This window comes from Variovorax sp. GW821-FHT09B05 (assembly GCF_059418265.1).
In genome coordinates this window covers 374,477-395,309 of record NZ_JBWKPN010000008.1, presented here as the reverse complement: position 1 = coordinate 395,309, position 20,833 = coordinate 374,477, and the positions used below count along the sequence as shown (strand labels likewise).

Here is a 20,833-nt window from a genome sequence, read left to right as displayed (position 1 = left end):
TCGATGGCTGGTCGATACTTGCGCGATGCCTCCGCCTCCCAGGAATCATCGAAACGACCGTGCGCGGCGAGTGCCGCGCCCCCTTGCATGGGCCGCCCCGGCCGCGCTGCTCGCCCTCGGCCTGCTCGTGTCGGGCTGCACCGACGGCTACCCGAGCGAGGATGCGCCGAACGTGCGCCACATGACGGGCGACCAGCACCTGCGCGCCCTCAACGGCTACCTCGCGCTCGGCGCGACCGCGAGCGGCACCGTGCACCGCAAGCTCGTGAGCCAGGACGACTGCCACGTGGTGCTCAAGAAGCGCCGCGAGGCCGGCCAGGTCCAGCGCATCGTGATCCCGCTGCTCGAGACCAGCGTGGAGATCGCCACCCAGCCCACCGGCAGCGGCCTGCGCGTGAAGCTCGCGCAGCACCTGGACGACGGCGAGCGGCAGGTCCGGCTCAAGCTCGACCTCGATCGCTGGATCGATGCGGTCGCCTGGCGCTCGCACTTCCAGCAATTGCAGATGAACTGCCGCGAGATCAGCGAGGGCGCCGCGGCCGCGTAGCCTTCCTCGGGGGCGGGCGAAGTCCTCGCGGACGGCGGGGGCACTGCCGGCGACACCGGCCCGGAGCGGCAGAATCCGCCCGCGACCCATCCTTCGTCTGCCCCGCTTGACCCAGCCGCCCGCCCAAGCCCCCGACCTGCTCCAGGCGCCGGCCATTCCCTCCCCCGATACCGCGCGCAGCAACGGCCTGCTCGCCTGCGGCGTGGTGGCCGCCACCCTGCTCGCGATGATCGTGCTCGGCCACGACGGGCGCCGCATCGCGCAGCTCGCGGTGCTGGCGCTGCCGATGGTGCTGTGGCTGGCCTGGCCGGTGCGCAGCGCGCGCGTGCGCCGCTGGCGCACCGTGCTGGCCTGCGCCTGGACCCTGGCTTTCGCCTTCGACGGCGCCTTGCGCGCCTACCTGCTCGACACCTACCAGGCCGCGCCCGACGGCGCCATGGTGCTGAGTGCCGCGGCCAACACCAATGCGCGCGAGAGCGGCGAGTACCTGCAGATGCACTGGCGCTCGGCGCTGCTGTGGAGCGGCGCGGCGGCCGCGGCCGCCCTGCTGGTGGCGGCCTTCGCGCGGCGCGGCGCCACCGCGGCGAACGACGGCCCGCGCACGCGCCCGCCGGCCTGGGCCACCGCGCTGATCGCGTTGCTGCTGCTGGTCGCCTGCGTCGGCTACGCCAGCAAGCCCTGGCGCCGGCTGCACCCGGTGGCCTTCTGGTCGCAGTGGGCGCAGTCGGTGCATGCGCTGCGCGGCCTCTGGGCCGACCAGGAACGCACGCGCAAGCAGATGCTCGCGCGCGCCAAGACCATCGCGCCCGTGGTCGAGCGCGCGGGTCCGTCGACCGTGGTGCTGGTGATCACCGACAGCATCAACCGCGACAACATGGGGCTCTACGGCTATGGCCGTCCGACCACGCCGCGCCTGCTGGCCCACAAGGCGCAGGCGGGCGCGCACATGGAGGTGCTGCGCAACGCCTGGTCGGTCGATGCCACCACCGTGCCCGCGCTGCGCAACATGTTCCACTTCGGCCTGCCCGAGAGCGAGAACCCGCCGCACCTGATCGCGCTCGCGCGCGCGGCCGGCTACAAGGTCTGGTGGATCAGCAACCACGACGACCTCGCGATCGAGCAGCAGCATGCGCGCTACGCCGACGTGGTCGACATGGTCAACCGCACGCCGGGCCGCGCGAGCGCCTCGCTCGACGGCGAGATCCTCGACTGCATGCAGGAAGCGCTGGACGACACCAGCGCCGAGCGCAAGCTGATCGTGGTGCACCTGATGGGCGCCCATCCGCACTACAGCCTGCGCTTTCCGCCCGACGCCAATCCCTTCGACGACAACATCGACGCGGTAGAGACCGGCCTGGTGAAGAACGGCCGCTCGGCCTGGGTGCGCCACTACCGCCACGAATACGACGCCGCCCTGCTCTATCACGACTTCGTGGTGTCCGAGCTGCTGCAGCAGACGCGCAGCGCGGGCTTGCCGCAGGAGCACCGCGCCTGGATGTACCTGTCGGACCATGGCCAGGAAGTGGGCCACGGCAGCGACCGCGCGGGCCACAGCCCCGCGACCGCCTCGGGCTATCGCATCCCGACCGTGATCTGGCGCCATCCGCAGACGCCGTTCGCGGGCCACACGCCGCAGCAATCGGCGCAACCGTTCCGCGCCGACTGGGCCGGCTGGACGCTGATGAACCTGCTCGACATCCGCTGGAACGGTCAGCGGCCCGAGCGCGACGTGCTCGGTGCAACCTACCGCTGGGAAGCGCCCGCGCTGCCGGTGGCGGTGGAATCGTTCGAGCGCTGAGCTCGAAGCGGTGGCGGCGGTGCGCTCAGGCCGCGCCGTACATCACGTCGGAGCGCAGCACGTACTTCGTGCCGGCCTCGATCGCCGCGCCCTCGTGCCAGGTGTCGTGCACGAACAGCAGCGCCGCGCCGGCCTCGGGCTTCACGCGGAAGTCGCGGAAATCGGTGTCGCCGCCCGTGAAGCCGTCGTTGAGATAGACCAGCAGCGTGAGCCGGCTCGTGCGACCGTCCTCGTGCCAGGGGCCGTCCTTGTGCATCTTGAAGCGCTGGCCCGGCAGGTACTTGTAGAAGCGCAGCTCGCGCGGCAGCGCCAGCGCCGATTCGCCCTCGAGCTGCGGCAGCTCGACCTGGCGAAGGCGCTGCCAGATCAGCGCCACCCATTCGGGCGCCGCGAGCATCGCGCGCTCGTTGTTGCGGATCGCGGGCATGGCCTTGGGGCCGTCGGCGGTGCGCACGCCGGCCGCCGCGAAGCCCTCGCGCTCGGCCAGCGCGATCAGCGCCGCGCATTCGTCGACGCAAAGAAATCGCTCGACCGAAAACGCGCGCGGCGAATGGACCACGAGGTTCATTCGCCGCTTTCGCTTCGGGAGGTCGCCGTTCAGTGCGCCGGCACCAGGAAGTCCTGGCTGATGCGCACGCCGAGTTCGTTCACGCGGTCGAGGAACTGCGTGAGGTAGGCATGCAGGCCAGTGGCGAGGATCTCGTCGACGCGCGCGTACTGCAGGTCGGCCAGCAGCTTGCCGGCGCGGCGCTGGGTTTCGGCGCTCTGCTCGTTCTGCACCTTCGCGAGGTTGGCCACCACCTCGGCCAGGCTCGCGTGTAGCGAGCGCGGCATGTCGGCGCGCAGGATCAGCAGCTCGGCCACGCGCTCGGGCTTGATCACGTCGCGGTAGACCTTGCGGTAGACCTCGAAGGCCGAGACGCTGCGCAGGATCGCGCTCCAGTGATAGAAGTCGTACTCCTGGTCCTCCTCGGTGGCGGCACCGAAGAACTCGCTGTTGAGCGCGTGGAACTTCACGTCGACCAGCCGCGCCGTGTTGTCGGCGCGTTCGAGGAAGGTGCCCAGGCGCGAGAAGTAGAAGGCCTCGTCCTGCAGCATCGTGCCTAGCGTGACGCCGCGCGAGAGGTGCGAGCGGAACTTGACCCATTCGAAGAACTGGCCGGGATCGCGCTCGAAGTCGCCCGCGCGCAGCATGCGGTTGACCTCGAGCCAGGTGGTGTTCTGCGTTTCCCAGGCCTCGGTGGTCAGCGCGCCGCGCACCGCGCGGGCGTTCTCGCGCGCGGCCTTGAGGCAGGAGACGATCGAGGACGGATTGCTCTCGTCCTTGACCATGAACTCCATCACCTCGTTGGGCGCGATCTGGTCGTACTTCTGGTTGTAAGAGGGCAGCAGCTCACTGATCGAGAGCACGCCCTGCCAGCCGTACTTGGCAACCTCGGCCGACTGCGGCAGCAGCGAGGTCTGGTAGTTGACGTCGAGCATGCGCGCGGTGTTCTCGGCGCGCTCGGTGTAGCGGGACATCCAGTAGAGGTGGTCTGCGGTGCGGGACAGCATGTGGTTCTCCGGGCTTCTTGCACTCAGGCCGACTGGCTCTGCGACTGGGACTGCGTCTTCGGCTTGGCCGTGCGGTCGGCCTCGAGGATCCAGGTGTCCTTGGTGCCGCCGCCCTGCGAGGAATTGACCACCAGCGAGCCTTCCTTGAGCGCCACGCGCGTGAGGCCGCCGGGCACCATCTGCACCTCGCTGCCCGAGAGCACGAAGGGCCGCAGGTCGATGTGGCGCGGCGCGATGCCGGCATCGACGAAGGTCGGCGAGGTCGACAGGCTCAGCGTGGGCTGGGCGATGTAGCCGTCGGGCTTGGCGATCACGGCCTTCTTGAAGTCCTCGATCTCGGCCTGCGTGGCGGCCGGGCCGATCAGCATGCCGTAGCCGCCGGCGCCGTGCACTTCCTTGACCACCAGGTCCTTCATGTTGTCGAGCGTGTACTGCAGCTCGTCCTTGTTGCGGCACATGTAGGTCGGCACGTTCTTGAGGATCGGCTGCTCGCCGAGGTAGAACTCGATCATCTTCGGCACGTAAGGATAGATCGACTTGTCGTCGGCCACGCCGGTGCCCACGGCATTGCAGATCACGACGTTGCCGTCGCGGTAGGCGCGCATCAGGCCCGCACAGCCCAGCGTGGAGCTCGGGCGGAACACCTCGGGGTCGAGGAAGTCGTCGTCGACGCGGCGGTAGATCACGTCGACGCGCTTCGGTCCGCGCGTGGTGCGCATGTAGACGAAGTTGTCGCGCACGAACAGGTCCTGCCCCTCGACCAGCTCGACGCCCATCTGCTGCGCGAGGAAGGCGTGCTCGAAGTAGGCGCTGTTGTACATGCCGGGCGTGAGCACCACCACCGTGGGCTCGGCCGTCGCGGCCGGCGCGCTGGCGCGCAGGGTCTCGAGCAGCAGGTCGGGGTAGTGCGCCACCGGCGCGATGCGGTTCTGGTTGAACAGCTCGGGGAACAGCCGCATCATCATCTTGCGGTTCTCGAGCATGTAGCTCACGCCGCTGGGCACGCGCAGGTTGTCCTCGAGCACGTAGTACTCGCCGTTGCCGCTGGCGTCGGGCGCGCGCACGATGTCGATGCCCGAGATGTTCGAGTAGACGTCGTGCGGCACGCTCACGCCCATCATCTCGGGGCGGAACTGGGCGTTGTTGAGGATCTGCTCGGCCGGGATGATGCCGGCCTTGATGATTTCCTGGTCGTGGTAGACGTCATGCAGGAAGCGGTTGAGCGCCGTGACGCGCTGCACCAGCCCCTTCTCCATGCTGTCCCACTCGTGCGCCGGAATGATCCGGGGCAGCAGGTCGAACGGGATCAGCCGCTCGGTGCCCGAGCCGTCCTCGTCCTTGGCGCCGTACACGGCGAAGGTGATACCGACCCGGCGGAAGATCATTTCCGCCTCTTCGCGCCGCGAACGCATCACCTCGCCGGGTTGCTTCGCCAGCCATTGGTCGTATCGCTTGTAGTGCTGCCGGATCGCGGCTCCCGCATAGGGGAGCTGCTCATACATCTCGTCGAATTTGTGCATGGAACGACCAATCTCCTTGAGCCATAGCTTAGCAAGTTCGAGGCCAGTAGAACCCCTGATGCCAAGCCCGCCAAGGCGACGGTCGGATTTATTCGCGCACTTCGGGAACAGGTTCCGCGTCGGCCGCGCGTTTCTTGCGCGGCGACAGGAAGGCCTTGATGCGTTCCCCGCTCTCCTCGCCATAGAGGCTGGCGACCGAGGACTCGCGCTCGGCATCGAGCTGCTCGCGCCGGCTGCGCCCGCGCGCCGCGTGCACCAGCTGCTTGGTGCGCGCCTGCGCCTCGAACGGGCCGCGCGCGAGCCGCTGGGCCCACGCGATCGCCTCCGCGCAGGCCTCGCCGGGCGGCACCACCTTGTTGACCACGCCCCAGCCGTGCAGCCGCCGCGCCGTGCAAGGCTCGTCGTCGAGCAGCAGCTCGAGCGCGGCCTGCGGCGGCAGCGCGCGGGCCAGCGAGTCGGTGGCGCCGCCGTCGGGCGTCAGGCCCATGCTCACGAAGGAGGTGAAGAACTTCGCGTCCTCGGCCGCCACGACCAGGTCGCAGGCCAGGGCCAGCGAGAAGCCGCCTCCGGCCGCCGCGCCCTCGACCGCGGCGATGACCGGCTGCGGCGCCGCCTCGATCGCGAGGATCCAGTCGTGCAGCGCCGCCAGGTGCTCGTGCTGCTCGGCGGCCGGCAGGCGGCGCTGCCGCGACAGGCGCCGCAGGTCGCCGCCGCCGCTGAAGTGTTCGCCCTCGCCGCACAGCACGATGGCGCGCACGGTGCGAAAGCCAGCGGCGTCGCGCATGACCTTGGCCGCGGCGCGGTAGACCGAGGGACTGAGCGCGTTGCGCGCGCCGGGGTTGCTGAGCGTCAGCACCAGCACCGGGCCGTCGCGGTGCGTCTTGAGCCGCGCGGCGGAACTGGTGCCGACGTGGCTGCTGGTGATGGCGGGGACGGCGGCGGTCATGGCGCGGTGCCCGCGGGCGAGCGCGGGAAGAAAGCCTGGCGGTGGTGCGATTTCATGGGTCCCCTGCGTCGTTGTCTTTCGCTACAACGCATGGGACGCCGCCGCGCCCGACCTGGCAAGGGTTCGTCCGGAAAATTTTTAACAACTAGTTCACAGTTTTAACCTCAACGGCCGGCGGGTGCTGCCAGTAGCGCGGCGAGCGTTCGCGCTCGCAGTCCACCTCGGCCGGGCGGGCGCTGGTCCAGTGCGCGGCGCCGCAGCGCACGTTCTCGACCAGGCGCACGTCGCGCTCGGCATGGCGCGCCACCACCTCGGGCACCGGGTGGCCGAAGCGGTTGCGGTAGCCGGCCTGGACCAGGCCGATGCGCGGGCGCACCGCATCGAGGAAGGCGGCGCTCGACGAAGTCTTGCTGCCGTGATGCGGCACCAGCAGCACGTCGGCGCGCAGCCGTTCAGGCACGCGCTCGAGCAGCGCGGCCTCCTGCAGCCGCTCGATGTCGCCAGCCAGCAGCGCGGTCGCGCGGCCGTTGCCGATGCGCAGCACGCACGAGACCGCGTTGGGGCGCGTGAAGAACAGGTAGTCGCCGGCCTGCGGATGCAGCAGCTCGAACTCCACGCCATCCCAGGTCCAGCGCCGGCCCGCCTCGCAGCGCCGCGCGGCGCGTTGCGACTGCAGCGGGTGCCCGGCCTCGATCGAGCTCAGCAGCTCGGCGCGCGGATGCATCGCGAGCACGGCGCTCGCGCCCCCGGTGTGGTCACTGTCGCGGTGGCTCAGCACCAGCAGGTCGAGCCGCTCGCCCAGCGCGCGCAGCAGCGGCACCAGCACGCGGTGGCCGGCGTCGCTCTCGAGGCTGTAGCGCGGGCCGCTGTCGTAGAGCAGGCTGTGGTTCGCGGTGCGCACCAGCACCGCGTTGCCCTGGCCGACGTCGGCCGCGAGCAGTTCGAACTCGCCGAGGGCGGGACGCGGCGGCTGCCACAGCAGCACCGGCAGCAGCAACGGCAGGCCCAGCGCGCGCAGCGACCACGGCAGCCGCATCGCGACCAGCACGCCGCCCGCCACGCCGCAGGCCGCCAGCCATGCCGGCGGCGCGGCCATCGAGACGCTGGCGAACGGCAGCGCCGCGAGCCATGACAGCAGCAGCCCGAGCCCCTGCACCGCGCGCGCCGCGAGGTCCCACAGCGGCGCGGCGACGGTGCCGAGCATCGCCAGCGGCGAGATCACCAGCGTGACCCAGGGAATCGCGACCAGGTTCGCCACCAGCCCGACCAGCGACACCTGCTGGAACAGCAGCAGGCTCAAGGGCGTGAGCGCCAGCGTGATCGTCCATTGCTCGCGCAGCAGCCGCCACAGCCGCGCGCGCAGGCCCGGGCGGGTGTCGCCGGGCCAGCCCGCATCGGTGGCGAACAGCACGCCCACTGCCACGAAGCTGAGCCAGAAGCCGGCCTGCGTCAGGGCCCAGGGATCGAGCGCGACCACCACCGCCGCGGTCAGCAGCCAGCCGTGCGGCCAGGGCCAGCGTCGCCCCGTGAGGCGCAGCAGCGCGACGGTCGCGAGCATCCAGACCGTGCGCTGCGAAGGCACGCCCCAGCCGCTGAACAGCGCATAGAGCGTGGCCAGCAGCACGCCGCCCACGAGTGCCGCGCGCTGTGCCGGCAGGCGCAGCATCAGCCGCGGGCTGCGGCGCCAGAGCGCGCCGACGATGTGCGCGGCAAGCCACGCGAACAAGGTCACGTGCAGGCCCGAGATCGACATCAGGTGGGCCACGCCGGTGGCGCGGAAGACGTCCCAGCCCTCGCGGTCGATCGCGCCCTGGTCGCCCGTGACCAGCGCGGCGATCACGCCCGCGGCAAAGCGCTCGAGCACGCGTTCGAAGATGGCATCGCGCACAGCCTCGCGCGCGCGTTCGATCGGGTGCCGCCCCGTGAGGCCCAGCCGCGCGGGCGCCTCCTCGCGTGCGCCGGTGCGCACATGGCCGCTGGCACGCAGGCCCTGCTCCCACATCCACAGCTCGCTGTCGAAGCCATGCGGATTGCGATGGCCGTGCGGCGCCTTGAGGCGCACGGTCAGGCGCCAGCGCTCACCGGCATGCACCGGGCTCTCGGGCAGGAGCGTCGGTGCGGACGCATCGGCCGGGTCGTTCCAGCGGCTGCTGCCCTCGGCATACCAGCCGAGCGCGATGCGGTCGGGCACCGCGGGGGATCCGGCCATGGCAGGGTCGGACCAGCGCGCGGACTCGACGGCGAAACGGAAGCGCGTTCCAGTCTCGCCGCGCTGCGGCATCTGCGACACCACGCCCACGAGCTGCAGGTCGCGCCCCTCGAGCGCGGGATCGAGCGCACCCGCCGCATAGACCGTGGCCCGTGCGCCCGCGAGCCCCGCGCCGATCGCCGCGCCGGCCAGCGCGGCGCAGACCCAGGCGATCCGCGCATGCCGCGGCATGCGCCAAACCCCGACGAGACCTGCGATGCCCGCGAGCAGTCCGCCCGCATACGCCATGCCATCCCACAACTGCGGCTGCCGCAGTTGCAGCGCCACGCCCGCGAGCGCCGCCGCGAGCGCGACGAACGCGCAGCGCGCGCGCAAGACGGCATCGGATGCGTCTCGCACACCCTTGGCGACCATGATGCAAACCCTCCCCCAACGACGCTCCGTGGCGCGCTAATTGCTTTGTCTTCTGGGCTAGTATGCGTCTCACCAGAGACATCTTTTCGATGCAATCTGCCAGTACTGCACACAAAAACGCATGTCCATCCACGCCGCGCTCCACCACGTCACCCACTACAAATACGACCGCCTGGTGCAACTCGGCCCGCAGGTCGTCCGGCTGCGCCCGGCACCGCATTGCCGCAGCAACGTCATCTCGTACTCGCTGCGCGTCGAACCCGCGGATCACTTCGTCAACTGGATGCAGGACCCGTTCGCCAACTACCAGGCGCGGCTCGTGTTCCCCGAGAAGACGCGCGAGTTCAAGGTCACGGTCGACCTCGTGGTCGAGATGGCGGTCTACAACCCCTTCGACTTCTTCCTCGAGCCGCAGGCCGAGAACTTTCCGTTCGCCTACACGCCCTCGCAGGCCGAGGAGCTCGCGCCCTATCTCGTCACCGAGGAGCCCACGCCGCTGCTCGCGGCCTACCTCGACAAGATCGACCGCAAGGAACAACGCACCATCGACTTCCTGGTCGGCATCAACCAGCAGGTGCAGCAGGACGTCAACTACCTGATCCGCATGGAGCCCGGCGTGCAGACGCCGGAAGAAACGCTCACCAACGGCAGCGGCTCCTGCCGCGACTCGGGCTGGCTGCTGGTGCAGCTGCTGCGCCACTGCGGCCTGGCCGCGCGCTTCGTCTCGGGCTACCTGATCCAGCTCACGCCCGACGTGAAGGCGCTCGACGGCCCGAGCGGCACCACGGTCGACTTCACCGACCTGCATGCCTGGTGCGAGGTGTTCCTGCCGGGCGCCGGATGGATCGGCCTCGATGCCACCTCGGGCCTGCTGGCCGGCGAGGGCCACATCCCGCTGGCCTGCACGCCCACGCCCTCGAGCGCCGCGCCCATCGAGGGCGGCGTCGACGAGTCGAAGGTCGAGTTCGGCCATGACATGAAGGTCACGCGCATCTACGAATCGCCGCGCGTGACCAAGCCCTACACCGAGGAGCAATGGGCCGAGGTGCTGACCCTGGGCGACGCGGTCGACGCGCGGCTGCAGGCCGGCGACGTGCGCCTCACGATGGGCGGCGAGCCCACCTATGTGGCCACCAGCGACCGCGACGCGCCCGAGTGGAACACCGACGCGCTCGGCCCCACCAAGCGCGGCTACGCCACCGAGCTGGTCCACAAGCTGCGCGCCGAGTACGGCCAGGGCGGCTTCCTGCATTTCGGCCAGGGCAAGTGGTACCCGGGCGAGCAGCTGCCGCGCTGGGCGCTGTCGATCTTCTGGCGCGCCGACGGCCAGACGCTGTGGCACGACCCCGAGCTGTTCGCCGACGAGCGCTTCCCGACCCACTACACCAGCGAGGACGCGCGCCGCTTCACCAGCCTGCTGGCGCGCAAGCTCGGCCTGACCGACCGCTACGTGCAGCCGGGCTTCGAGGACATCTACTACTACCTGTGGCGCGAACGCCGCCTGCCGGTCAACGTCGACCCCTTCGACTCCAAGCTCGACGACGAACTCGAACGCGTGCGCCTGCGCCGCGTGTTCACGCAGAAGCTCGACGCGGTGATCGGCTACATGCTGCCGATCGAGCCCGGCAACGCGAACCGCGACGCGCCCGCGCTCGAGGGCCCGGCCTGGAAGACCGGCCCCTGGTTCCTGCGCGACGACCGCCTCTACCTGATCCCCGGCGATTCGCCGATGGGCTACCGCCTGCCGCTCGATTCGCAACCCTGGGCCAGCAAGGGCGACTACCCCTACCTGATCGAGCGCGACCCGACCGCGGCGCGCGGCGCGCTGCCGAGCGCGGCCGACTACCGCGCGCGCTACACCGTGGGCGCGACCGGCGGCACCGGCGCCGACCTGGGCGCCGTGCCCTATGCCTTCGGCACGCCCGCGGCCGTGCCCGCCACGCTGCGCATGCAGGGGCCTGGCACCGGCGAAGGAATCGAAGGCAAGCCGGGCCAGGGCGATGCGGGCCCCACAGGCCATGCAGGTGACGGGGCCGATGGCGAGGCCGGCGATCCCGCGCGCGTCTCCGCCACGCGCCAGCCGCTGCGCGGCGAGTCGGCCCACTGGGTCACGCGCACCGCGCTGTGCGTCGAGGTGCGCGACCCGCGCCGCGCCAACGGCCCGGCGGCCGAGAAGAAGGGCAGCGCCTCGGGCGTGCTCTACGTCTTCATGCCGCCGCTGGCGCGCCTCGAGGACTACCTCGACCTGGTCGCCGCCGTGGAAGCCACCGCGCGAGAGCTCGGCGTGCGCATCGTGATGGAAGGCTATCCGCCGCCGCGCGATCCGCGCCTGAAGATGCTGCAGGTCACGCCCGACCCCGGCGTGATCGAGGTCAACATCCATCCGGCCCACAACTGGAAGGAACTGGTCGACCACACCGAGTTCCTCTACCAGGCCGCCTTCGAGACCCGGCTGTCGGCCGAGAAGTTCATGACCGACGGCCGCCACACCGGCACCGGCGGCGGCAACCACTTCGTGATGGGCGGCGCCACGCCGGCCGACAGCCCCTTCCTGCGCCGGCCCGAGCTGCTGGCCAGCCTGCTGCTCTACTGGCACAACCATCCCTCGCTGAGCTACCTGTTCTCGGGCATGTTCATCGGCCCGACCAGCCAGGCGCCACGCGTGGACGAAGCGCGCAACGACCAGGTCTACGAGCTCGAGATCGCGCTCAAGGAGATCGCGAAGAACCGCGAGCTCTATGGCCAGCACATGCCGGCCTGGCTGGTCGACCGCACGCTGCGCAACATCCTGATCGACGTCTCGGGCAACACGCACCGCAGCGAGTTCTGCATCGACAAGCTCTACTCGCCCGACTCCAGCACCGGCCGGCTCGGCCTGCTCGAGCTGCGCGCCTTCGAGATGCCGCCGCATGCGCGCATGAGCATCGCGCAGCAGCTGCTGATCCGCGCGCTGGTGGCGCGCTTCTGGGACGAGCCCTACCAGGCGCCCGTCACGCGCTGGGGCACCGAGCTGCACGACCGCTTCCTGCTGCCGACCTTCGTCAAGATGGACTTCGACGACGTCATCAGCGAGATGCGCCAGGCCGGCTTCGCCTTCGATCCCGACTGGTTCGCGCCGCACTTCGAGTTCCGCTTCCCGCTCGTGGGCCAGGTGCAGGCGATGGGCGTCGAGCTCTCGCTGCGCAACGCGCTCGAGCCCTGGCACGTGATGGGCGAGGAAGGCTCGGCCGGCGGCACGGTGCGCTACGTCGACTCCTCGCTCGAGCGCATCGAGGTGCGCGTGACCGGCCTCAACGAGAGCCGCCACGTGGTCACCGTCAACGGCCGCGTGCTGCCGCTGCAGCCCACGGGCGTGACCGGCGAGTTCGTGGCCGGCGTGCGCTACAAGGCCTGGAACCCGCCCTCGGCGCTGCATCCGAGCATCAAGGCCCATGCGCCGCTGACCGTCGACCTGGTCGACACCTGGATGAAGCGCTCACTGGGCGGCTGCCAGTACTTCGTGGCCCATCCGGGCGGACGCAACTACGAGACCTTCCCGGTCAATGCCTACGAGGCCGAGAGCCGGCGCCTGTCGCGCTTCACGCGCACCGGCCACACGCCGGGGCTGATGCGCACGCCGGCCGCCACCATCGAGGTGCCCGGCAGCCGCGAATTCCCGTTCACGCTCGACCTGCGGCGCTGAGCGGCGCCGCGCGCCCGCCGGCTCTTCGGGGTGGCGGGCCGGGCGACCGGCTGTGTCGTGGCGCCCACACCGATGGCTGCGGCGGGCATTTCGCACGCCATCGCCACCGGGGCCGGTGACGGCAATGTGACAATCCCAACCCTGTGGAACCCCTCAACGAATCCCTGTTCGATGCCCAGGCGCTGGATTTTCCAGCCGCCCTGGCGTCGGCGCTCGCCCCGGCCGCCCTGCCCGGCCACTTCGACGAGCTGCGCGGCACGGCGACGCCCGAGGCCGCGGCACGGCCCGCCGCCGGGCCGGCAGCGCCCGCGGGGCCGCACCTGCACGACGCGACGGCAGGCACGCAGAGCCAGTCCCAGTCCCAGTCCCAGTCCCAGTCCCAGTCCCAGTCCCAGTCCCAGTCCCAGGGCGCCGGGTCCGGCCCGACCCAGTCGCAATCGCAATCGCAGTCGCAGTCGCAATCCGCATCCCCGCCCCCGCGCGCGCCCTCCGCCGACCCCGCCTCGTCGGCCGCCGCCCCCGGCGACAAGCCCCCGCTGCTGCCCCCCTGGCATGCCTTCTTCGAACAGCTCGGCCCCGACGGCTTCGGCGACCTGCCGCGGCGCGCTGTCAGCCTGGAGCGCCAGATCCGCGACAACGGCGTCACCTACAACGTCTACGCCGACGCCAACGGCCCGCAGCGGCCCTGGTCGCTCGACCTGTTCCCGCTGATCGTCTCGCCCGAGAGCTGGGCGCAGATCGAGACCGGCGTGCTGCAGCGCATGCGCGTGCTCGACCGCGTGATGGCCGACGTCTACGGCCCGCAGCGCCTGCTCGCCGAAGGCCTGCTGCCGCCCGCGCTGGTGCGCGGCCATCCGGGCTACCTGCGCGCGCTGCACGGCGTGAAGCCGCCGGGCGACACGTGGCTGCACATCGCGGCCTTCGACCTCGCGCGCGGCCCCGACGGCAACTGGTGGGTGGTCTCGCAGCGCACCCAGGCGCCCTCGGGCCTGGGCTACCTGCTCGAGAACCGGCTCGCCATCACGCGCCAGTTCCCGCAGGCCTTCGAGGCGCTGCACGTGCAGCGGCTGGCCGCCACCTACAGCGCCATGATGGACGGCCTGCAGCGCATGTGCCCGGCCGGCGTGCCGCCGCACATCGCGCTGCTCACGCCCGGCCCCTACAACGAGACCTACTTCGAGCACGCCTACCTGGCGCGCTACCTCGGCGTCACGCTGGTCGAGGGCAGCGACCTCACGGTGCGCGACCAGCGCCTGTACCTCAAGACGCTGCAGGGCCTGCGCCCCGTGCACGGGCTCATCAAGCGGCTCGACGACCAGTTCCTCGACCCGCTCGAGCTGCGCCCCGACTCCACGCTCGGCGTGCCGGGCCTGCTGCAGGCGATCCGCGCCGGCAACGTGCTGGTGGCCAACATGCCGGGCTCGGCCTTCCTCGAATCGCCGGCGCTGCTGGGCTTCCTGCCCGGCCTGGCGCGCCACCTGCTCGACGAGAAGCTGCTGCTGCCCGCGCTGCCCACCTGGTGGTGCGGCGAGCGCGCGGCGCTCGAGGCCGTGCTGCCGCAGCTCGGCGACTGCTTCATCAAGCCCACCTACCCGGGCATCGACGGCCGCGCGAGCTTCGACGCGGTGCTGGGCCGCCAGTTCGGCCGCCGCGAGCTCGACGAATGGGCCGGGCGCATCGTGCGCGAGGGCGAAGCCCACACGGTGCAGAGCTACCTGCCGCTGTCGCAGATGCCGACCTGGGCCAGCGACCTCGGCCCCGGCCACATCGCGCCGCGCGCGGTGCTGCTGCGCGTGTTCGCGGTCAGCGACGGGGCGCAGTCGTGGCGCGTGCTGCCCGGCGGGCTGGCGCGGCTCGCGGGGCCCGATGCGCAGATCGCCTCGATGCAGCGCGGCGGCAGCAGCGCCGACGTCTGGGTGCAGACCCATGGCGAGGTCGACCGGACCACGCTGCTGCAGCCGCAGGCCACGCCGGCCTCGCTGGCGCGGCACCGCGCGCCGGTCACCAGCCGCGCGGCCGAGAACATGTTCTGGCTCGGCCGCTACACCGAGCGTGCCGAGAACGCGGTGCGGCTGGCGCGCCTCACGCTCAACATCCTCGGCGGCGAGGACCAGTCCTCGCGCCCGCTGCTCGAATGGCTGCACCGCATGGCGGCGCGCAATGCGCTGGTGCCGGCCGGCGTGCCGAGCGCGCCGCAGTCGCGCCGCGTGTTCGAGCGCGCGCTGATCGCCGAGCTCGGCGACGTGGCCCAGGGCGGCAGCGTGGGCTACAGCCTGCGCAGCATCCGCCAGGCCGCGGCCGCGGTGCGCGAGCGGCTCTCGCCCGATCACTGGAACCAGATCGTGCGCGCCGAGGCCGACTTCCTGCGCCGCGCCGCCGAGCAGGCCGGCGAAGGCAGCTTCGCCACCGGCGCGGCGCTGCGCTCGCTCGAATCGGCGAGCTCGGCGCTGTCGGCCATGACCGGCGCGCAGACCGACCGCATGACGCGCGACGATGCCTGGCGGCTGCTGTCGATCGGCCGCCACATCGAGCGCCTGAGCTTCCTCGCCAACGCCCTGCTCGCGGGTTTCCAGAACCACGCGGTGCACGAGGTCAGCGGCTTCGAGGCCATGGTCGCGCTGTTCGACAGCACCATCACCTTCCATGCGCGCTACCAGCAGCGCCGCGACGTCGCCACGCTGGTCGACCTGCTGGTGCTCGACGCCGAGAACCCGCGCTCGCTGGCCTGGGTCACGCAGACCCTGCGCGGGCGCATCGCGCGGCTCGCGGGCAGCGCGCCCGGCAAGCTCACGGCGCTGTCGTACGAGCTGCCCGACCCGGCCACCTGGACGCTCGAGCACCTGTGCGACCCCGGCCCCGCCGACGGCGAGGACGGCCCCTATGCGGCGCTGGCCGCGCTGCTCGCGCACTGCGAGGCCGCGGCCTACCACGTGTCCGATGCCATCGGCATCCGCTACTTCACGCTGACCTCCGAATCGCTGCGCTCCGTGGGCGCCTGAGCCCGCGCTGCGCGCGCCGCGCGATCGACCATTCACCAACAACGACAACCTCAGGAGGGCTCCCCATGACCATCATCCACCGACGCTTCGCACGGGCCGCCGCCGGCCTCGCCGCGGTCCTCGCGCTCGCCGGCTGCGGCAAGCAGGAAGCCGCCGCGCCCGCCGCGCGCGTGCTGGTGGTGGGCACCGATGCCGCCTACACCCCCTTCGAATCGCAGAACGAGAAGGGCGAGATCGTGGGCTTCGACATCGACATCGTGAACGCCGTCGCGAAGAAGGCCGGCATCGAGGTGAAGTTCGTCAACACGCCGTGGGAAGGCATCTTCAACACGCTGGACCAGGGCGACCGCGACTTCCTGGTGTCGGCCATCACCATCACGCCCGAGCGCCGCCAGACCATGGACTTCTCGCAGCCCTACTTCGACGCGCGCCAGCTGATCGCGATCAAGAGCGACGCGAGCGTGACCCGCTTCGAGGACCTGAAGACGCTCAAGGTCGGCGTGCAGAACGGCACCACCGGCGACGAGGTGGTCGGCAAGCTGCTGGGCAAATCGAGCGCGAACATCAAGCGCTTCGAATCGACGCCGCTCGCGCTCAAGGAGCTCGAGGCCGGCGGCGTGCAGGCGGTGGTGGCCGACAACGGCGTGGTGGCGCACTACCTCGCGAACAACGCGGGCGCGGGCTTCAAGACCGTGAGCGATGCCGGCTTCGCGACCGAGCAGTACGGCCTCGCGGTGAAGAAGGGCAACGCCGAGCTGCTCGCCAAGCTCGACAAGGGCCTGGCCGAGATCAAGGCCGACGGCAGCTACGACAGGATCTACGCCTCGCACTTCGGCGCCGCGTCGAAGTAACCCACGGCGCACGCCATGCGACTCCACGTCACCCACGAAACCCGCTACGAGTACTCGCCGCCGGTCGAGACCGCGCAGCACCTCGCGCACCTGCGGCCGCTGGTCACGCCCTCGCAGCGCCTGCTGAGCCACCGGCTCGCGATCGAGCCCTCGCCCGCGCAGCGCGTCGAGCAGGCCGACCTCTACGGCAACGTGCGCGCCTTCTTCGCGCTCGATACCACGCACGACAGCCTGGTGGTCACGGCCGAGAGCGTGGTCGAGACCTCGGCGCCCGTGCTCTCGAGCGCGGTGGCGCGCGAGCTGCCGTGGGAGTCGGTGCGCGAGCGCTTCCGCTTCCGCAAGGACGCGCTGTTCGACCCGGCCTCGGAGTTCGTCTTCCCCTCGCCCTACGTGCCGCGCCACGACGACTTCGTCGCCTATGCGCGCGCGAGCTTCGCGCCGGGCCGCCCGGCCTTCGACGTGGCGATGGACCTCACCGAGCGCATCCACCGCGACTTCGACTACGACGCCGACAGCACCGAGATCAACACGCCCGCGGCCGAGGCGCTGGCCCAGCGCAAGGGCGTGTGCCAGGACTTCGCGCACATCATGATCGCGTGCTTCCGCGGGATGGGCCTGCCGGCGCGCTACGTCAGCGGCTACCTGCTGACGCAGCCGGCGCCGGGCCAGCCGCGGCTGATCGGCGCCGATGCCTCGCACGCCTGGGTCTCGGTCTACCTGCCCGGCGAAGGCGACGGCCCCGACAGCGCCGGCGACTGGGCCGACTTCGATCCCACCAACGGCCGCCAGCCCGGCGAGGACTATGTGACGCTGGCGATCGGCCGCGACTACTCCGACGTCTCGCCGATGCGCGGCGTGCTGCACGGCGGCGCACGCCACACGCTGCACGTGGGCGTGACGGTGCAGCCGGTCGACGAGCTCGAATCGCCGCAAGCCCCCGGCGGCGCAGGGCCTTCGGCCGCGGCGTCGCCTACGATCGCGGCTTCGCCGGTACAAACGCCGGTCGATTCCCCGCAGCCGCCCTCCGCGCGGCCGCCTTCACCACCGTCTCACCAGGAGCCTTCTTCATGAGCGTCTACGACAAGCTTTCCAGCCTCGGCATCACCCTCCCGCCGGTCTCGGTTCCGGCCGCCGCCTACGTGCCTTTCGTGCAGACCGGCAACCTCGTGTTCCTGTCGGGCCACATCGCCAAGAAGGACGGCAAGGTCTGGACCGGCCAGCTCGGCGCCGACGTCAGCACCGAGCAGGGCAAGCAGGCCGCGCGCGCGGTCGCCATCGACCTGCTGGGCACGCTGCACGCGGCCGTGGGCGACCTCAACAAGGTCAAGCGCATCGTCAAGGTGATGAGCCTGGTCAACTCGGTCGGCAGCTTCACCGAGCAGCACCTCGTGACCAACGGCGCGAGCGAACTGTTCGCCGAGGTCTTCGGTCCCGAGAAGGGCGCGCATGCGCGCAGCGCCTTCGGCGTGGCGCAGATCCCGATGGGCGCCTGCGTCGAGATCGAACTGATCGCGGAGATCGGCTGATTCGCCTGCCGCGGTCCCTGTGGCTGGCACTGCCGCTCGCGGCCATCGCGCCGCTGGCGGCCGCGGCCGACGAGATCCCGGCGCCGCTGCGCGAGCCGGTCGCGCGCTATGCCTGCCTCAGCTGCCACGGCATGGTGCGCAAGCAGGTGGGCCCGGGTTTCGCGCAGATCGCGGCGCGCTACCGCCACGACCCCGAGGCACCGGCCCGGCTGGCCGACAAGCTGCGCGACGGCAGCGTCGGTGCCTGGGGCCGCGTCATCATGCCGCGCCAGCCCCACATGAGCCTCGACGAATCGCGCCGGCTCGCGCAGTGGGTGCTGTCGCAGCCCTCCCCGCCCTGAATGCCTTCACCGCCATGACCGATGCGCTGCTGATCTGCGACGCGCTGCCCGAATCCCGCGACGCGGTGAAGTTCGAGGCGCCGGGCCGCGGCCCGGCCTTCGTCGTGCGGTGGCAGGGCCGGGTCCATGGCTACCTCAACCAGTGCGCGCACGTGGGCGGGCCGATCGATTTCGAGGGCCAGGTGCTCGAGCGCTCGGGCCGCTTCCTGATGTGCGCGCGGCACGGCGCGATCTACGAGCCCGACACCGGTTTGTGCGTGGGCGGTCCTTGCAAGGGTGCGCGCCTGGTGCCCCTGGCGGTGGAAGAGTCGGCCGACGGCAAGGTCTGGCTGCGCGCGGCCTGAGCCGGAGCGGGCGCCCCGGCATCGAGGATCTAATGCGCGGCCACGCCGCGTTCAGCCGTGCGTGCCTCGGCACCGGTCCAGAAGTTCTCGGGCACGCCGCGCGGCTGCCGCTCCTCGATCTCGACCGTGACGCTGACCGAGATGTCGGCCGCCTGCTCGCGGCGCTTCAGAAAGCTTTCGAACTGGTCGAGGTAGTGATGTTCTTCATTCACGGATCGGGCCTCCATTTGGTTTTCGATACCAGAGGTTTTAATCCGTCGCAGCGTGTCGCCAAAGGTTGCGGATGCCGCCGCCGCGTGCAGGACAACAGGCCATCGCCGCCGCCGTGCCGCGCCTGCAAGGCCTACGACCTTCCGTAGTTGTCAGGCCGCCTTCACCGCGCGCGCGCCGGTCAGGGTCGGCATCTCGGTCGCGCTCGAGTTCACGTTCACGCTGCGGTCGAGCCGCAGGTAGCGCGAGGCGAAGCGGCAGGTCACGGTGTCGCGGAAGGCCGATTCGACGAAGGTCCAGCTCATCACGAAGGTGCGCTCGTCGAGCCATTCGCCACTCGCGACCACGCGCATCACCGCGGGCTGGTACTCGTGGTGCAGGCGGTTGCCGGTCATGGTGGTGTCGCCCTCGATCGGCTTCTTCAATCCCACCTGCACCGTGTGCGTGCCGCGCTCGTCCTCGAGCGTGAAGCTGCAGGCCTCGGCGCCGAAGTCCAGGCGCGCGGCCTTGATCCGGTCGGGGTTGTCGGGAAACTCGTAGCGCTGGCCCGACACGGCCGCGGCCACCGGCGACGCGGTCGGCCGCACCGGCGGCAGCAGGCGCAGGCCCGCCATGCGCCGGCGCAGCGCGGCGCTGGCCTGGCCGCCGTCGGCGGGCGCGTTCTCGAACGCGGCCGGGAAATGCTTGTAGAGCAGCCCCGCGTTGAAGCCGGCCTTCGGCGGCAGCGCCGCGTTGATCGCGAGCACCGCGTCGTGCGCGGGGAACACCACCGCGTACTGGCCGAACAGTCCGTCGGCGTTGTAGGCGCCGTTCGGGCCCAGCCACCATTGGTAGCCGTACTTGTCCTTGGTGTGCGGCTGGTGCACCGCATCGACCCATTCCTTCGTGAGCACCTGCCTGCCGTTCCACACGCCGTTCTGCGCATGCAGGATGCCGAGCTTGAGCGAATCGACGGTCTTCCAGCTCAGGCCGTTGGCGCCCGGCGAGATGCCCTCGGGCCCGACCTCCCATTCGTAGCCCGTGATGCCCAGCGGATCGAAGAAGCGCGGCTTGAGGTAGTCGGCCACCGGCTGGCCCGTGGTCTTGGTGACGATGGCCGACAGCATGTAGGTGGCGGCGCTGGTGTAGACGAACTGCGTGCCCGGCGGATTCACCACCGGGATCTTGAAGAACTCGGCGATCCAGCTGGTGCGGATCTGGCGCCACACCGAGCCCGAGGTCATGGCGGCGTGGCCGGTGCGCATGCTCAGCAGGTCGCGCACCGTCATCGCCGCGAGGTTCGGGCTCACCACCGGCGGCAGGTGCTCGGGGAAGAAGGACACCACCTTGTCGTCGAGCCCGAAGCGCCCCTCGGCCACCGCCATGCCGACCGCGCAGACGGTCACGCTCTTGGTCAGCGAATGCGTCATGTGGCGGCGCTGCGGACCGTAGGGCTCCCACCAGCCCTCGGCCAGCACCTGGCCGCGTCGCCACAGCATGAAGCCGTGCAGTTCGAAGGCGCCGCGCTCGGCCTCGTCGAGGAAGGCCAGGATCGCCGCCGACGACACGCCCTGCGCCTCGGGTCGCCCGCGCAGCAGGCCATCGGCGGGCACCGGCGCGGCCAGCCCGGTGGCGGCCCAGCCGAGGCCGGGCACCGAGGCCATCGCCATGCCGCCGAGCGACAGGCGCAGCGCGCCGCGGCGCGAGAGCGCGGGGAAGGAAGAAGAGGAGGAGGAGGAAGAAAGTGGCGGCATGGCGGCGGTCTCCGGGAGCTGTCGTTGTTCTTCGCCGAGTGTGGACCGCGCAACTGTCATTCGCCTGTCGGCCCCGCCAGGGGAAACCCCGTCGGAGGTTCCTATTACACGCGTCGCGCACGCGACAGTGCCACTTTGGTCCGACGGGAAAACGCTAGG

Annotated in this window: 16 protein-coding genes; 9 read left to right on the top strand and 7 right to left on the bottom strand. The window is 71.0% G+C overall.

The features are described 5' to 3' along the window. Positions 1 to 70 precede the first annotated feature (70 nt). Entirely contained in the window at positions 71 to 547 is a 477-nt protein-coding gene (locus AC07RM_RS22725) for a hypothetical protein (RefSeq protein ID WP_495335951.1), read from the top strand. A 106-nt stretch (positions 548 to 653) separates the two neighbouring features. Beyond that, positions 654 to 2,345 carry a phosphoethanolamine transferase gene (locus AC07RM_RS22720; RefSeq protein ID WP_495335950.1) on the top strand — a complete coding sequence of 564 codons (1,692 nt, stop codon included), beginning with the start codon at positions 654 to 656 and terminating at the stop codon, positions 2,343 to 2,345. A 25-nt stretch (positions 2,346 to 2,370) separates the two neighbouring features. On the opposite strand, the gene AC07RM_RS22715 is transcribed toward AC07RM_RS22720, so the two are convergent. The 5 genes from AC07RM_RS22715 to AC07RM_RS22695 form a co-directional block, all read right to left on the bottom strand. Then, on the bottom strand, positions 2,371 to 2,913 hold the full coding sequence (locus tag AC07RM_RS22715) for a prolyl hydroxylase family protein (RefSeq protein ID WP_431509473.1): 543 nt from the start codon (positions 2,911 to 2,913) through the stop codon (positions 2,371 to 2,373). Positions 2,914 to 2,942: 29 nt separating this feature from the next. Then, positions 2,943 to 3,899, bottom strand: a complete 957-nt coding sequence (locus AC07RM_RS22710) for an alpha-E domain-containing protein (protein WP_093354738.1) — start codon at positions 3,897 to 3,899, stop codon at positions 2,943 to 2,945. 23 nt (positions 3,900 to 3,922) lie between these two features. Continuing rightward, a complete protein-coding gene (locus tag AC07RM_RS22705) occupies positions 3,923 to 5,419 on the bottom strand; it encodes a circularly permuted type 2 ATP-grasp protein (protein WP_296794232.1) in 1,497 nt (498 codons plus the stop codon). 88 nt (positions 5,420 to 5,507) lie between these two features. Next, positions 5,508 to 6,365 carry an oxepin-CoA hydrolase, alternative type gene (locus AC07RM_RS22700; RefSeq protein WP_093354733.1) on the bottom strand — a complete coding sequence of 286 codons (858 nt, stop codon included), beginning with the start codon at positions 6,363 to 6,365 and terminating at the stop codon, positions 5,508 to 5,510. Between the two features lie 145 nt (positions 6,366 to 6,510). Further along, complete coding sequence (locus AC07RM_RS22695; protein WP_495335949.1) at positions 6,511 to 8,988, bottom strand: DNA internalization-related competence protein ComEC/Rec2; 2,478 nt, start codon at positions 8,986 to 8,988, stop codon at positions 6,511 to 6,513. 121 nt (positions 8,989 to 9,109) lie between these two features. Between AC07RM_RS22695 and AC07RM_RS22690 the strand changes: the two genes are divergently transcribed. The 7 genes from AC07RM_RS22690 (at position 9,110) to AC07RM_RS22660 (ending at position 18,731) form a co-directional block, all read left to right on the top strand. Then, positions 9,110 to 12,670: a transglutaminase family protein gene (locus AC07RM_RS22690; RefSeq protein ID WP_495335948.1), complete on the top strand. Its 3,561-nt coding sequence runs from the start codon at positions 9,110 to 9,112 to the stop codon at positions 12,668 to 12,670. Positions 12,671 to 12,813: 143 nt separating this feature from the next. Beyond that, positions 12,814 to 15,669, top strand: a complete 2,856-nt coding sequence (locus AC07RM_RS22685; protein ID WP_495335947.1) for a circularly permuted type 2 ATP-grasp protein — start codon at positions 12,814 to 12,816, stop codon at positions 15,667 to 15,669. 65 nt (positions 15,670 to 15,734) lie between these two features. Next, entirely contained in the window at positions 15,735 to 16,520 is a 786-nt protein-coding gene (locus AC07RM_RS22680) for a basic amino acid ABC transporter substrate-binding protein (protein WP_495335946.1), read from the top strand. 15 nt (positions 16,521 to 16,535) lie between these two features. After that, positions 16,536 to 17,591: a transglutaminase family protein gene (locus tag AC07RM_RS22675; protein WP_296777359.1), complete on the top strand. Its 1,056-nt coding sequence runs from the start codon at positions 16,536 to 16,538 to the stop codon at positions 17,589 to 17,591. Beyond that, positions 17,588 to 18,046 carry a RidA family protein gene (locus tag AC07RM_RS22670; protein WP_057595370.1) on the top strand — a complete coding sequence of 153 codons (459 nt, stop codon included), beginning with the start codon at positions 17,588 to 17,590 and terminating at the stop codon, positions 18,044 to 18,046. The genes AC07RM_RS22675 and AC07RM_RS22670 overlap by 4 nt, the downstream gene beginning before the upstream one ends. After that, positions 18,010 to 18,387, top strand: coding sequence for a c-type cytochrome (locus tag AC07RM_RS22665; RefSeq protein WP_366928589.1), 378 nt, complete (start codon positions 18,010 to 18,012; stop codon positions 18,385 to 18,387). The genes AC07RM_RS22670 and AC07RM_RS22665 overlap by 37 nt, the downstream gene beginning before the upstream one ends. Before the next feature lie 14 nt (positions 18,388 to 18,401). Beyond that, the gene (locus tag AC07RM_RS22660; RefSeq protein WP_395351449.1) at positions 18,402 to 18,731 is read left to right on the top strand and encodes a Rieske (2Fe-2S) protein; all 330 of its coding nucleotides are present in this window, start codon (positions 18,402 to 18,404) and stop codon (positions 18,729 to 18,731) included. Positions 18,732 to 18,760: 29 nt separating this feature from the next. Here the strand turns inward: AC07RM_RS22660 and AC07RM_RS22655 are convergent, their stop codons facing one another. Together AC07RM_RS22655 and AC07RM_RS22650 are read right to left on the bottom strand one after the other, a co-directional pair. Beyond that, positions 18,761 to 18,943 (bottom strand): hypothetical protein, encoded by a 183-nt coding sequence (locus AC07RM_RS22655; protein ID WP_143129335.1) that lies wholly within the window; start codon positions 18,941 to 18,943, stop codon positions 18,761 to 18,763. 150 nt (positions 18,944 to 19,093) lie between these two features. After that, positions 19,094 to 20,674 carry a serine hydrolase domain-containing protein gene (locus AC07RM_RS22650; RefSeq protein WP_495335945.1) on the bottom strand — a complete coding sequence of 527 codons (1,581 nt, stop codon included), beginning with the start codon at positions 20,672 to 20,674 and terminating at the stop codon, positions 19,094 to 19,096. Positions 20,675 to 20,833 lie beyond the last annotated feature (159 nt).

What these genes read in the sequence shown, in the direction of transcription:
- AC07RM_RS22715 (WP_431509473.1), bottom strand. Translation starts at nt 2,913, where the DNA reads ATGAACCTCGTGGTCCATTCGCCGCGCGCGTTTTCGGTCGAGCGATTT.
- AC07RM_RS22710 (WP_093354738.1), bottom strand. Translation starts at nt 3,899, where the DNA reads ATGCTGTCCCGCACCGCAGACCACCTCTACTGGATGTCCCGCTACACC.
- AC07RM_RS22705 (WP_296794232.1), bottom strand. Translation starts at nt 5,419, where the DNA reads ATGCACAAATTCGACGAGATGTATGAGCAGCTCCCCTATGCGGGAGCC.
- AC07RM_RS22700 (WP_093354733.1), bottom strand. Translation starts at nt 6,365, where the DNA reads ATGACCGCCGCCGTCCCCGCCATCACCAGCAGCCACGTCGGCACCAGT.
- AC07RM_RS22695 (WP_495335949.1), bottom strand. Translation starts at nt 8,988, where the DNA reads ATGGTCGCCAAGGGTGTGCGAGACGCATCCGATGCCGTCTTGCGCGCG.
- AC07RM_RS22690 (WP_495335948.1), top strand. Translation starts at nt 9,110, where the DNA reads ATGTCCATCCACGCCGCGCTCCACCACGTCACCCACTACAAATACGAC.
- AC07RM_RS22680 (WP_495335946.1), top strand. Translation starts at nt 15,735, where the DNA reads ATGACCATCATCCACCGACGCTTCGCACGGGCCGCCGCCGGCCTCGCC.
- AC07RM_RS22675 (WP_296777359.1), top strand. Translation starts at nt 16,536, where the DNA reads ATGCGACTCCACGTCACCCACGAAACCCGCTACGAGTACTCGCCGCCG.
- AC07RM_RS22670 (WP_057595370.1), top strand. Translation starts at nt 17,588, where the DNA reads ATGAGCGTCTACGACAAGCTTTCCAGCCTCGGCATCACCCTCCCGCCG.
- AC07RM_RS22660 (WP_395351449.1), top strand. Translation starts at nt 18,402, where the DNA reads ATGACCGATGCGCTGCTGATCTGCGACGCGCTGCCCGAATCCCGCGAC.
- AC07RM_RS22650 (WP_495335945.1), bottom strand. Translation starts at nt 20,674, where the DNA reads ATGCCGCCACTTTCTTCCTCCTCCTCCTCTTCTTCCTTCCCCGCGCTC.